8 protein-coding genes are annotated in these 12,718 nt (G+C 75.0%); 1 reads left to right on the top strand and 7 read right to left on the bottom strand.

Annotated elements, in window-relative coordinates; translation table 11 throughout:
* Positions 1-259 precede the first annotated feature (259 nt).
* Positions 260-1,012 carry an SDR family NAD(P)-dependent oxidoreductase gene (locus tag IN07_RS00360; RefSeq protein ID WP_036332474.1) on the top strand — a complete coding sequence of 251 codons (753 nt, stop codon included), beginning with the start codon at positions 260-262 and terminating at the stop codon, positions 1,010-1,012.
* A gap of 7 nt (positions 1,013-1,019) precedes the next feature.
* On the opposite strand, the gene IN07_RS00355 is transcribed toward IN07_RS00360, so the two are convergent.
* The 7 genes from IN07_RS00355 to IN07_RS00325 are packed head-to-tail and all read right to left on the bottom strand — an operon-like array spanning position 1,020 to position 12,643.
* Positions 1,020-1,865 (bottom strand): nucleoside hydrolase, encoded by an 846-nt coding sequence (locus tag IN07_RS00355; protein WP_052090419.1) that lies wholly within the window; start codon positions 1,863-1,865, stop codon positions 1,020-1,022.
* Positions 1,866-1,881: 16 nt separating this feature from the next.
* Positions 1,882-3,378, bottom strand: coding sequence for a glycoside hydrolase family 43 protein (locus tag IN07_RS00350; RefSeq protein WP_052090415.1), 1,497 nt, complete (start codon positions 3,376-3,378; stop codon positions 1,882-1,884).
* A gap of 11 nt (positions 3,379-3,389) precedes the next feature.
* Entirely contained in the window at positions 3,390-6,026 is a 2,637-nt protein-coding gene (locus tag IN07_RS00345; protein ID WP_036332403.1) for a glycoside hydrolase family 78 protein, read from the bottom strand.
* Complete coding sequence (locus tag IN07_RS00340) at positions 6,023-8,677, bottom strand: family 78 glycoside hydrolase catalytic domain (protein WP_036332401.1); 2,655 nt, start codon at positions 8,675-8,677, stop codon at positions 6,023-6,025. Before IN07_RS00340 ends, IN07_RS00345 begins: the two co-directional genes overlap by 4 nt.
* A complete protein-coding gene (locus IN07_RS00335) occupies positions 8,677-9,699 on the bottom strand; it encodes an oligopeptide/dipeptide ABC transporter ATP-binding protein (protein ID WP_052090408.1) in 1,023 nt (340 codons plus the stop codon). Before IN07_RS00335 ends, IN07_RS00340 begins: the two co-directional genes overlap by 1 nt.
* Positions 9,696-11,705, bottom strand: a complete 2,010-nt coding sequence (locus IN07_RS00330) for a dipeptide/oligopeptide/nickel ABC transporter permease/ATP-binding protein (protein WP_036332397.1) — start codon at positions 11,703-11,705, stop codon at positions 9,696-9,698. The genes IN07_RS00335 and IN07_RS00330 overlap by 4 nt, the downstream gene beginning before the upstream one ends.
* Entirely contained in the window at positions 11,702-12,643 is a 942-nt protein-coding gene (locus IN07_RS00325; RefSeq protein WP_036332394.1) for an ABC transporter permease, read from the bottom strand. Before IN07_RS00325 ends, IN07_RS00330 begins: the two co-directional genes overlap by 4 nt.
* Positions 12,644-12,718 lie beyond the last annotated feature (75 nt).

The raw sequence follows: 12,718 nt of genomic DNA, 5'->3' as shown, positions 1-12,718 counted from the left end.
AGCAAGCGACGGATGGCGTCCTGGCTGGAGCGCCCCATGCCCGCGCGGGGCCGGCGTCACCGGCGATCGGCCGTCTGCTGGATCGCCGCGGGCACCCGCGCACCGTCGATCGTCGGTGTCCGCCGTCACCTCCGCGAGGCCCTTGCCATTGGCCAGCAAGACGAAGCGTCGTCCGGGAGGTCGGCCCGCTGGTGGAAAAGGGCTGCCGGTGATCGGCACGGTGGTCTCCGGCGATGCCGGCGCTGGGCAGACTCGTGCCATGAGCGGGCGACTGGCAGGGAAGACGGCGTTGGTGACCGGGGCGGCGGCGGGCATCGGGCGGGCGGTGGCCGACCGGTTCGTCGCCGAGGGAGCGCGGGTCGCCTACGCCGACCGGGACGTCGCGGGCGCCGAGGCGGCCGCCGCGGCATCGGGTGGGCGGGCGGTGCCGATGGACGTCACCGACGAGGACAGCGTCGCCGGTGGCTTCGCCGCACTGGCCGCGGACGGCTGGGTGCCCGAGGTCGTGGTCGTCAACGCCGGCGTGCAGCTGTTCGGGCAGGACGCCGAGGTGGCCGACCTGGACCTCGACGTCTGGCGCCGCACCCACGAGGTCAACCTGACCGGGGCGTTCCTGACCGTGAAGCACGCCGTGCGCGGGATGCTGGGCGTCGGCGGCGGCTCGATCGTGTTCACCGGCAGCCCCACCGCGGTCCGTGGCGAGGGCGCGGAGTTCACCGCCTACGCCTCGTCCAAGGCCGGCATGCACGGGCTGGCCCGCACGGTCGCCGCCGCCTACGCCCGCCGGGGCATCCGGGTGAACACCGTCGTCCCGCCCTACACCGAGACCGGGCTGGTCAGCACCCTCACCGACGACCCCGAGGCCCGGGCCGCGATCGTCGGCCGGATCCCGATGGGCCGCGCCGGTACCACCGGCGACCTCGAGGGCGTGATGGTGTTCCTCGCCAGCGACGAGTCGGCGTTCGCGACCGGCGCGACGTTCGCCGTCGACGGCGGCATGACCACCCTCTGAGCCGTGCTCAGGCCTCCCGGCTCCGGCGCTCGTGCAGCCGGAGCCGGGCGAGCAGGTCGGCGACCAGCAGGCGGAGGTCGACGTCGGTGCACACCCGTCGTCCCGGCTGGTCCGGGGACTCCGTCCACGTGCAGGCCACGTCGTCGAGGGCGGTGACCAGGACCGGGGGGCTGTCACCGAGCGGCCAGGTCTCCCCCTGCTCCACGAAGTCGGGGATCGGCAGCTCGACGTACTGCTGCCACAGCCAGGCACCCAGCCGCCCGGCGCCGCCCACGTCCTGCTCCAGCTCCGCCACCGAGTACGTGCAGCGCCGGTAGGTCTCCAGCGGGAACTGCCAGATCGCCAGGTCCTCGCGGGCGAGCACCTCGCGGGCGGCCTCGGCGTCGGTGTCCCGGTTGTACTCGAGCGCGTCGGCGCCCAGCGCCCCACCGACCCAGACCAGCTTCAACCGGGCGGCGATGTCCGGGGCCTGGCGCAGCGCCTGGGCGACGTTGGTCAGCGGGCCGGCGCAGACCAGGAAGAGCGGCAGCGGGCCGTCCCGCCGCGCCTCGGCGACGATGGCGTCCGCGGCCGCCGACGAGGTGTCGCCGCCGCCGATCGGCACGTCGCACCCGGCGGCCACCACCGGCCGCTGCGTGCCGACCAGGTCGACCAGCTCCTGCGCGCGCCGGGCGCCCGCGGCTGCCGTGCCCTCGGGCGGCCCGAACCGCGGGCTGAGGTGCGAGCTGGTCACCGCCACCACCCGGTTGGCGGCGCTGAGCAAGTGGTGGGCCAGGGCGACCAGACCGTCAGGGTCACCGTTCCAGTCGTTGTCGACGACGACGCGGCAGCGTTGGGTGATGCGCAGGGACACGTGCTTCCTCCAGGGGTCAGGCGGTGGGGACGGCGGCCGGGTCGTCGGCACCGGCGTAGCGGAACGAGCGGACGACGACCGACCCGGAGGAGCACCAGACGCCGACCATGCGACCGGTCATCCCACCGGCCACCTCGGTGGAGACGTAGCGGCCGTCGATCCGGCCGAGCTCGGCGAACCCGCCGTCGGCGTCCAGGACCCCGGCGACCAGCTGGTCCGGGCCGAGCGCGGTGGAGGAGAAGTGCCCCTCCGACGGGACGGCCCGGACCTCCAGCACGACGTCCCCGGCCGGGACGGCGACCTCCCCGAGCAGCTGCCGGAGCGGGCCGACCTGCGCGACCGCGCGCACCACGTCCCCGGCGACCTGGAGGTCGAGGCGGTGGCGGGGGTCCATCCGCACGGACAGGCCACCGACGCCGTCGCCGTCCGCGGCCACGACCGCCCGGGCCCGGCAGTACAGGTGCTCCTGCCGGCGACCGGCGAAGGCGGCGTCGTCCGAGGCTGGGTCGGCGGCCGCGGCGGTGAGCCGCCAGCCGCCCTCCCCCCGGGTGAGCACGTCGCCGGGGAGCCGGCGCGGCGACACCCAGGAGACCGGCAGCGCGGCGCCGGCCAGCTCCTCGACCTCGACCGGCCCGGCGGCCGGAGTCAGCCACTCCCCCAGCCGCGGCCAGCCGTCCTCCCACACCACCTCGGCGGCGAAGGTCTCCCGGCCCAGGACGTGGAACTGCGGGCTCGCCCCGCGCGGCCGGACGCCGTGGAAGACGATCGCCCAGCTGCCGTCGGGCCGCTGCACCAGGTCCGCGTGCCCGGTGTTCTGCACCGGGTGCTCGACGCCCCGGTGGGTCAGCAGCGGGTTGTGCGGGCACGCCTCCCACGGCCCGGACGGCGACGGTCCGCGGGCGATCGTGACCGCGTGGCCGCGCTCGGTGCCGCCCTCGGCGATCAGCAGGTACCAGTGCCCGCCGACCCGGTACAGGTGCGGGCCCTCCGGGAACCGCCCGCCGGTGCCCTGCCACACGTTCCGCCGCTCGGTCAGCGCCCACCCGGTGACCGGGTCGACGGCCTGCTGCACGAGACCGGCCGGCCCGCCGGCGCCGAAGCCCGCGTAGGTGACCAACAGCGTGCCGTCGTCGTCCCAGGCGAGGTCCGGGTCGATCCCGCGGACCTCGTCCATCCGGACCGACTCCGACCACTCACCCAGCGGGTCCTCCGCGGTGACCAACGTCTGCCAGCCGCCGTCGGCGAGGTTCGTGGTGACCATCCAGAACCGGCCGTCGTGGTGGCGCAGCGTGCAGGCGGTGATGCCGCCCGAACCGGGGGCCGCCGAGACGTCGAGCTGTGACGGGCGGGCCAGCACGTGCCCGACCTGCTCCCAGGACACCAGGTCCGTCGAGCGGTACAGCGGCACGCCGGGGGCGTACTCGAAGCTCGAGTGCACCATCCAGTACGTGTCGTCGACCCGGCAGACGCTGGGGTCGGGGTGGAAGCCGGGGACGACGGGCGCCGGGGTCACGGGCACAGACGTCACTGGTGGGCCTCCGGGTCGAAGAACAGCGCGGGCTTCTCCACCGGCGCCGGGACGGTGACCGTGCGGGTGAACGAGTGCCGCCCGGCCGCCACCTGGACCGGTGCGCTGCCGTCGGGCAGTGACACCTCGGCGGTCGTGTTCGGCGGGACGGTCAGCTCCACGGTCAGCTCGGCGCCGTCGAGGGTCCAGGAGACCGCCGCCGTCCCGTACGGCGTCTCGTGGGTCGCGGCGGCGGAGGTGATCCCCGGACCGGGGCGGGGGGCGATCCGCAGCCGCCGATAGCCGGGTTCGGCCGGGGCGAGGCCGGCGACGGTGCGGTGCAGCCAGTCGGCGACGGCACCGAGCGCGTAGTGGTTGAACGACGTCATGTCGCCGGGGTTGATCGACCCGTCGGGGAGCATGGAGTCCCAGCGCTCCCAGATCGTCGTCGCGCCCATCGACACCGGGTACAGCCACGACGGGCACTCCCGCTGCAGCAACAGCTCGTAGGCCGTCGCCAGCTCCCCGGCGTTCGTGAGCGCGTCGGTGACCAGCGGGGTGCCGAGGAAGCCGCTGGCGATGTGGAAGCCGTCCTTCAGCACCTGCTCGGCCAGCAGCCGGCCGGCGTGCGCCCGCTGGACGGGGGTGAGCAGGTCGAACTCCAGGGCGAGGGCGTAGGCGGTCTGCGACGGGTAGGCGACCCGGCCGTTCGGGGAGACGTACTCGGCGCGGAACCGATCGGTCGCCCGCTCGGCGAGGTCGGCGAACCGGGCGCCGTCCCGACCGAGCACCTCGGCGGCCTGCGCGACCGTGCGGGCCGAGCGGGCGAGGTAGGCAGTGGCGACGCACTGCCACGGGGTGCGCGCCGCGGCGGGGTTGTCCGGCGGCGCCGCGGAATCTAGCCAGTCACCGAAGGAGAACCCGCCCTCGGGGAAGTCCAGGTCGGCCCCGGCCCGCGCGGCGAAGACGTCGATCCAGGCGGTCATGGACGCCCACTGGTCGGCGAGCAGCCCGGCGTCACCGGTCCGCTCGTACAGCACCCACGGGACGACGACGGCCGCGTCGCCCCAGCCCACCTCCGCCTGCTGCGGGAACGGCAGCAGCGGCAGGAACGGCACGTACATCGGGACGATGCCGTCGTGGTCCACCTGCTGCTCGACCGCGAGGTCGGCCAGCCAGGAGCGGAGCATCCCGGTGGTGTCGTAGAGGAAGGAGGCGGACGGCGCGAAGACCTGGAGGTCACCGGTCCAGCCCAGCCGCTCGTCGCGCTGCGGGCAGTCGGTGGGGACGTCGAGGAAGTTGCCCCGCATCCCCCAGACCACGTTCTCGTGCAGCCGTTCCACGTCCGGGTCGGAGCACGCGAAGGTGCCGGTCCGGCGCAGGTCGGTGTGCACGACGACGGCCTCGAGGTCGCTCGGCGTCAGCTCCCCCGGCCAGCCGCTGACCTCGGCGTACCGGAAGCCGTGGAAGGTGAAGCGCGGCTCCCAGGTGCGCGGGCCTTCCCCGTCCAGCACGACGACGTCCGTGGCGTCGGCCCCGCGCAGCGGGCGGGTGCCGAGCTCGCCGTGCTCGAGCACCTCCGCGTGTCGGACGGTGACCTCGGTGCCGGCCGGTGCGTCCGGCAGGGACAGCCGGAGCCGGCCGACCAGGTTCTGGCCGAAGTCGACCAGCGTCCTCCCCGACGGTGAGGTGCTGATCTCCTGGACCGGCAGGGTCTGCGTGCGGCGCACGGGCGGGCCGGTCGGGGCGACGAGGGTGGCGACGTCCAGGTCCCCGGTCTCCACCGGCGTCCAGGCGCTGTCGTCGAACGCCGGCTGCGACCAGCCGGGGAGCTCGCGGCGGGCGTCGAACGTCTCGCCCGCGTAGAGCCCGGCCCGGGTGAGCGGGCTGGGCGCCGACCGCCAGGAACCGTCGGTGGTCACGACGGTGCGGCTGCCGTCGGGGTGCTCGACCTCGAGCTGGACGAAGGCGCCGGTCCGGTCGCAGTAGAAGGCCCGCTTGCCGGTGAAGCCCAGCGGGCCGGCGAACCAGCCCTGCGCCAGGTGCACGCCGAGCGCATTGGCGCCCTCGGTGAGCAGCGCGGTGACGTCGTGGGTCTGGTAGCGCAGCCGGTGGTGGTAGCTGGTCCAGCCGGGCGCCAGCACGTGGTCACCGACGACCGACCCGTTCAGCTCGGCCTCGTAGACCCCCTGCGCGGTGGCGTACAGCCGCGCCCGGGTGACCGGCCGGTCCAGCACGAACTCCCGGCGCAGCAGTGCGGCCGGCTCGTCGCCGCAGTCAGCGGGCAGCACCGGCCGGACCAGCGTCGCGGTCCAGTCGGCCGGCGCCAGCAGGCCGGCCTCGACGACGGTGTCCTCGCTACACGCCGACGGCTCGACGGCCCCCTCGCCCCACACCCGCACGCGGACCGTGCGACGGTCGCGGCTGGTCAACGGCGGCGCTCCCCATGCCACCAGCACCGACTCGTCGGACTCCACCCGGCCCGACGACCAGACCGGGCCTTCCTCGGGTGCGATCTCCAGCTCGTACGCGGCCTGCCGCCAGCCGTCGAGGTCGGTGCGGGACACCCAGGACAGCCGCGGCCGGGTCTCGCCGATGCCCAGCGGCTCGCGGTGGTGCTCGACGGTCACGGGCAGGACGGTCAGGTCGCTCATGCGGGCTGCTCCAGGGTGGTCGTGAACGTGTGCTCGCCGGGTCCGGCGGATGCCGTGGTGCCGTCGGGCAGGACGACCGTCGCCTCGGCGCCGGCCGGGACGACGACGCGCAGCGAGAGCACGTCGTCGGTGACGGCCCAGGCGGAGGAGATCCGGCCGTACGGCGACTCGTGCGCGGCCTCGGCGGAGGTCAGGCCGCCACCGGGCCGGGGCTGGACGCGGAACCGCCGGTACGCGGGCTCCAGCGGCTCGATGCCCGCGGTGTACCGGTGCAGGAAGGAGACGACCGCGCCCTTGCTGTAGTGGTTCAGCGACTCGTGCGGCACGCCGTCGGCGTCCACGCCGTCCCACCGCTCCCACACCGTGGTCGCCCCGCGGTCGACCATCGTCAGCCAGGACGGCTCGGTGTCGGTGAGCAGCAGCTCGTAGGCGACGTCGAGGTGCCCGGCGTCGGCGAGCACCGGCAGCAGGTACGGCGTGGCCAGGAACCCGGTGGCCAGGTGGGTGTCGGCCTTGCGGACCAGCTCGACCAGCCGCTCGGCGACGGCCGGCCGCAGATCGGCCGGCACCAGGTCGAAGGCGAGCGCGCGCACGTGGTCGGCCTGCGTGTCGCAGCACAGCCGCCCTTCGTCGTCCAGGTACTCCGCCTGCCAGGCGGCCCGCGCCCCGGCGGCGAGTCCGGCGTAACGGTCGGCGTCGTCGTCCCTCCCCAGCACCGCGGCGATCCGGCTCAGCAGCCCGGCGCTGTGCGCGTAGTACGCCGTCGCCACCTCGCCCTTGTCGGCTGCGACGAAGGCGCCGAAGTCTCCGACGTCCTCACCGGGCACCAGCCACTCACCCCACTGGAAGCCGGTGTCCCAGAGGAACCGCTCGTGCGGCGCGGGCTCCGGCCGGCGGGCGACCCGAGCAGGGTGTCGCTGGTCCCGGGCCATCCGCTCGACCCGGTCGAGCCAGCCGACCATCGTCGGCCAGAGCTCGGCCAGCACCTGCTCGTCGCCGTAGGCGCGGTACAGCTCCCAGGGCACGACGACCGCGGCGTCGCTCCAGCCGGCCGAGCCGTTCATCGCCGCGACCGGGCCGGCCCGCCCCTCGCTGCGGGAGGACGGGCTGATGTTGGCGATCGTCCCGTCGGGCCACTGGTCGGCGGCGACGTCCCGCAGCCACTTGGTGGAGAACCCGGCGACGTCGTACAGGAACGCGGCGGTCGGGACGTACAGCTGCCAGTCACCGGTCCAGCCGGCGCGCTCGCGGTGCGGGCAGTCGGTGGGGATGTCGCAGGCGTTGCCGCGCAGGCTCCAGACGGCGGCCTCGTGGAATCGGGTCACCCGCTCGTCGCTGCAGGAGAACCAGCCGGTGCGGCGCAGGTCGGTGTGCACGACGACGCCGCGGACGTCGTCGGCGGTGAGCTCGCCGGGGTGCCCTGCGATCCGCACGTACCGGAAGCCGTGCGTCGTCCGCCGCGGTTCGAACACCTCACCCGGCACGCCGGCCGAGACCACCTGGTCCACCTGGCCGGCCGGCAGCGGCTCCGGCAGGAAGGGCACGGCGGGGCGCAGGTGGTCAGTGGTGACGTCGCCGTCGGGGCCGAGCCACTCGGCGTGGGTCAGCGTGAGGGTGGTGTTCGCCGGCCCCAGGTCGGTGAGCCGCACCCAGCCGTTGACGTTCTGGCCCAGGTCGACGACGTGCGCCCCGCCCGGCAGCCGGGTGACCGACACCGGGGTGAGCTCCTCGACCCGGCGCACCGGCGGGGCCGGGGAGTCGACGAGGCCGGCGTAGCCGTGCTGGACGACGCACACCGGCGCCCAGCCGGCGTCGTCGAAGCCCGGGGCGTCCCAGCCCCGCGGCAGCCGCCGCAGGTCAACCCGCTCGCCGGCGATCAGGTCGGCGGCCACCACGTGCCCCTCGGCGCTGCGCCAGCCCGGCCCGGTGCCGACGACGGTGACGCTGCCGTCGTCGTGCACCAGGTGCAGCTGGGCGAGCAGCGCGAGCCGGTCGCCCCACTGGTCGGCGGCGCGGAGGATGCCGATCTGGCCGCGGAACCAGCCGTCGGCGAGCACGACGGCAAGCGCGTTGCGGCCGGGCCGGACGGTGGCGGTGACGTCGATGGTCTGCACCTGCAGCCGGGCGTCGTACTGGGTGAAGCCGGGGGTCAGCTCGGCGTCCCCGGCGCGCGCCCCGTTGAGGAAGGCCTCGTAGACGCCCTGCGCGGTGGCGTGCAGCCGGGCGGCGACCACCGGCCGGTCGACGTCGAACTCGTACCGCAGCAGCGCCGCCGGCCGCTCCCCCGGCGGCCCGGCGGGCATCTCCCCCGGCTCGACCCAGGAGGCCTGCCAGTCCTCGGCCCACAGCAGCCCGGTCTCGAACCAGCCCGCCGCGGACGGTCCGCTCTCCCCGAGGTCGGTGCGCACCTGCACCCACCACTGCACCCGCTGCCCCGCGGCCAGCGGTGGGCCGGCATAGGGCACCAGCAGGTGCTGCCCGCTCTCCACCCAGCCGGTGTCCCAGCCGTTGTCCGCGGTGAGCCGGGAGGCGAGCTGCTGCCCGGCGCCCATCGGCAGCTGCCAGGACAGCCGCGGCGTCGTCGTCCGGATGCCGAGTGGTTCGTCGAGGTGCTCGACCCGCAGGTGGTGCGGCGCAGCGGGGTCCTCCATCACGGGCGCGGGACCCGCTCGGCGTGGTGGCAAGCGGTGAGCGAGCCGTCGAGCAGCCGGAGCGGCGGCCGCTGCGCCACGCAGACGTCGGTGGAGAACGGGCAGCGCGGCACGAAGGGGCAGCCGGTGGCCGACGGCGAGGCGGCTCCCGCGGTGCCGAAGCCGGCGGCCTCCCGGGCGGCGCGGCGCGCGGCCTGCTCGGCGGGGCGCGGCACCGGGGCCGCCGCGGTGAGCGCCAGGGTGTACGGGTGCCGGGGCCGCTGGGCGACCTGCTCGGCCGGGCCGGTCTCCATGACCTGACCGCGGTAGAGGACGACGGTGCGCTGGGACAGGAAACGCACCACGCCCAGGTCGTGGGCGATGAAGAGGAAGGACAGCCCGCGCTGGTCGCGCAGATCGGCCAGCAGGTTGAGCACCTGCGCCTGGGTGGAGAGGTCCAGCGCCGACACCGGCTCGTCCAGCACGACCACCTTCGGGTCGCAGACCAGCGCCCGGGCGATGGCGATGCGTTGCCGCTGACCGCCGGAGAACTGCGCCGGGCGGCGGTCGACGGCCTCCCCGGGGAGCCCCACCGACTCCAGCCCGGACCGGGCCCGCGCCAGCGCCTCGGTGCCGGTCACGCCCATCAGCCGCAGCGGCTCCACCAGCGTCTGGCCGATGGTGCGGGCGGGGTTCAGCGACGAGTACGGGTCCTGGAAGACCACCCGCAGGTCGGCCACCTGGCGGCTGCGCTGCCTGAGCGACATCCCAGTGACGTCCTGCCCGGCCACCTCCACCGTGCCGGCGGTCGGCCGCTGGAGGCCCAGGACCGCCTTGCCGATCGTGGACTTGCCCGACCCGGACTCGCCGACCAGGCCCAGCGTCTCCCCGGGCGCGATGTCGAAGCTGACGCCGTCCACCGCCGGCGGGGTGCTGCGCGCCCGGCGACCGGAGCCGTAGCGGACGACCAGGTCGCGGACCCGGAGTGCGGGCGCCTGCTCCTCCGGGTGGACCTCGTGGGCGGGGTCGGCGAGGGCGGTCATCGGGACGCTCCTGCGGTCGGGGTGGTGGCGGGGGCGTGCGCCGCGCCGACGGGGTCGGCGTCCCAGCTGACGTGGGCGTCGGCGAGCTCGTCGGCCCGGACGCAGAACACCGAGCCGGTGGCGTGGGCGGGCCGGGCCGGGAAGGGTGACCGGCACTGGTCCTGGGCGAACTGGCAGCGGGTGGCGAACCGGCAGCCGGCCGGCCACGAGCCGGGCGGCGGCACCGTCCCGGGGATCGACGCCAGCCGCACCGGCACCGGGACGCCGTCCGGCACGTGCGGGTTGGCCGCCAGCAGCGCCTGGGTGTACGGGTGCTCCGGCGCGTCGAGGACGGCGGCCGCGGTGCCGGACTCGACCACCGTGCCGGCGTACATCACGGCCACGTCGTCGCAGATGTCGGCGACGACCCCGAGGTCGTGGCTGACGACCACCACCGACAGTCCGGTGTCCCGGACCAGCGCCCGCAGCAGGGTGAGGATCTCCGCCTGCACGGTGACGTCCAGCGCGGTCGTCGGCTCGTCGGCGATCAGCAGCTGTGGTTCACCGGTCAGCGCCAGCGCGATGCACACGCGCTGGGCCATGCCGCCGGAGAGCTGGTGCGGGTAGCTCCGCAGCACCCGCTCGGCGTCGACGATGCCCACGTTGCGCAGCAGCTCCGCGGCGATCCGCCGCGCCTCGCCCCGGCCGACGCCGCGGAACCGGCGGATCGGCTGGGTGAGCTGGTAGGCGACGGAGAACATCGGGTCCAGCGCCACCATCGGTTCCTGGGAGATCAGTGCGATCTCCCGCCCCCGGACGGCGGTCAGCTCCTTCTCGGTGCGGCCGACCAGGTCCTGGCCCCGCCAGTGGATCGCCCCGCCGCGCACCGACACCCCGTCGGGCAGCAGGCCGAGCAGCGACCGGGCGGTCATCGTCTTGCCACACCCGGACTCACCGACCAGACCGAGCACCCGGCCCGGTCGCAACGCGAACGAGACACCGGTGACCAGGTCGGCGCCGTCGTCGACGGCGATCGTCAGGTCCCGGACCTCCAGGACGGCGTCCGGGTCGGCCGGGGCGAGCTCCGCCGCGCCGTCGAGCGGGGCGGTCAGCGCCGGCGACCGGCGGCGCCGGCGGGCCGGGGCGGCCTCCCCAGCGGCCTTGCCGGCGATCGCGTCGGCCAGCTCGTTGGCGGCGATCACGGTGAGCGCGAGGACCAGCCCGGTCGGCACCATCAGCCACGGCGCGTTGAACACGTAGGACGACGCGTCCTGGATCATGAACCCCCAGCTGGGGTCGGGTTCGGCCGGACCGAAGCCGAGGAAGGCCAGGCCTGCGACGATCAGCAGGCCGATGCCGTACAGCTGGGCGGCCTGGACGGCGATGACGGTGGCCATCGACGGCAGCACGTGCACCACGTTCACCCGCAGCGAGCCCAGGCCGTTGACCCGGGCGGCGTCGACGTAGAGCCGGGTGCGGACCGACTGGGCCACACCGAGCATCACCCGGTAGACCGCGGCGGAGATCAGCACGCCGAGGACGGCCATGATGATGAAGGTCCGGACCCCGATCACGCCGATGACGGCCAGCAGCAGGATCGTCGAGGGCAGGGCCAGGAACACCTCGGTCACCCGGCTGATGACCCTCTCCACGCGGGGCCCGCGCTCGGCGGCGATCAGCGCCAGCGGCAGGCCGATCCCGAAGGCGACCAGCACGGTCACCGCGGAGGAGAGCAGCGGCTCGGTGCCGGCGGTGAAGATCCGGCTGAGCAGGTCGCGGCCGAGCGGGTCGGTGCCCAGCCAGTGCTCCGCCGACGGCAGCGCCAGCCGGTTGGCGAGGTCCTGCTCGGCGACGCCGTAGGGCCGCCACCACGGTGCGGTCAGCGACGCCACGACGACGAACAGCAGCCAGCCGGCGGCCAGCAGACCGCCGGGCCGGCGGAGCACCTCGGACAGGCCCTGCCGGCGGGCCGGCGACCCCGGCTCGGCAGCGACGTCGTCGGCGGCGTCCAGCGGGAGCACGCTCATGCGGCACGCACCTTCGGGTCGAGTGCAGCCACGACCAGGTCGAGCAGCAGGTTGATGACGACGACGACCAGGGTGGCCACCACGACGACGCCGACCAGGGCCGGGAAGTCGCTGGAGGCCGCGGCGGCCTGCCCGGCCTGCCCCAGCCCGGGCAGTGCGAAGAGGTTCTCGATGATCACCGAGCCGCCGAACAGGGCGATGAACTGGATGCCGAGCACGGAGACGACCGGGAGGCTGGCGAAGCGCAGCGCGTGCACGTAGCGGATCCGCCACTCCGGGGTGCCCATGGCGCGCAGCGTCCGGACGTGCTCCTGGGCCAGCGCCTGCCGCAGGCCGGCGTTCGCCGTCCGCGCGACGATCGCCGCGCCGCCGATGGTCAGCGTGATCACCGGGATGAGCAGGCTGGTGAACCACCCGGCCGGGTCGACGGTGAACGGCACGTACCCGGTGGCCGGCAGCCACCCCAGCTGGAGCGCGAGCACGTAGACCAGCAGGATGCCGACCCAGAAGACCGGCAGGGACAGTGCCACCCCGCTGCCGGTGGTGATGAGCCGGGCGAGCCGGCCCCCACGCACCGCCGCAGTGACGCCCAGGACGATGCCGAGGACGCCGGAGAGGAGCGTGGCGAACAGCGCGATCGACGCCGTCACCGGCACCCGGTCGGCCAGGTCGGCGGCGATCGAGCGCCCGTCGATGAGCGAGGTGCCCAGGTCGCCGCGCACCAGGTCACCGAGGTAGTCGAAGAACTGGGTGGGCAGCGGGCGGTTCCAGCCCAGCGCCTCGTTCTCCGCGACGATCCGCTCCGGGGTCGCGTTCGTGCCGAGCCGGACCGCACCCGGCGAGGTGTCGGTGGCGTGCACCAGCAGGAAGCTGATCACCACCGCGGCGAGCACCGTGCCGATGGCCATGACCATCCGCCGGGCGAGGAAAGCGAGCATCACAGGGTCCTTCGGCGTACGGGTGCACGGGCCAGGGATCGGTGCGGGGTGGGCCGGTGGCCGCGGGGCGTCCCG

Source organism: Modestobacter caceresii, assembly GCF_000761485.1.
Classification (GTDB): Bacteria; Actinomycetota; Actinomycetes; order Mycobacteriales; family Geodermatophilaceae; genus Modestobacter; species Modestobacter caceresii.
The sequence above is the reverse complement of the archived record's forward strand: the minus strand, read 5'-3'. Positions and strand labels throughout refer to the sequence as shown.

Bases quoted from the DNA above. Each gene is read 5' to 3' on its own strand.
- IN07_RS00360 (WP_036332474.1), top strand. From the start codon at position 260: ATGAGCGGGCGACTGGCAGGGAAGACGGCGTTGGTGACCGGGGCGGCG.
- IN07_RS00345 (WP_036332403.1), bottom strand. From the start codon at position 6,026: ATGAGCGACCTGACCGTCCTGCCCGTGACCGTCGAGCACCACCGCGAG.
- IN07_RS00340 (WP_036332401.1), bottom strand. From the start codon at position 8,677: ATGGAGGACCCCGCTGCGCCGCACCACCTGCGGGTCGAGCACCTCGAC.
- IN07_RS00335 (WP_052090408.1), bottom strand. From the start codon at position 9,699: ATGACCGCCCTCGCCGACCCCGCCCACGAGGTCCACCCGGAGGAGCAG.
- IN07_RS00330 (WP_036332397.1), bottom strand. From the start codon at position 11,705: ATGAGCGTGCTCCCGCTGGACGCCGCCGACGACGTCGCTGCCGAGCCG.
- IN07_RS00325 (WP_036332394.1), bottom strand. From the start codon at position 12,643: ATGCTCGCTTTCCTCGCCCGGCGGATGGTCATGGCCATCGGCACGGTG.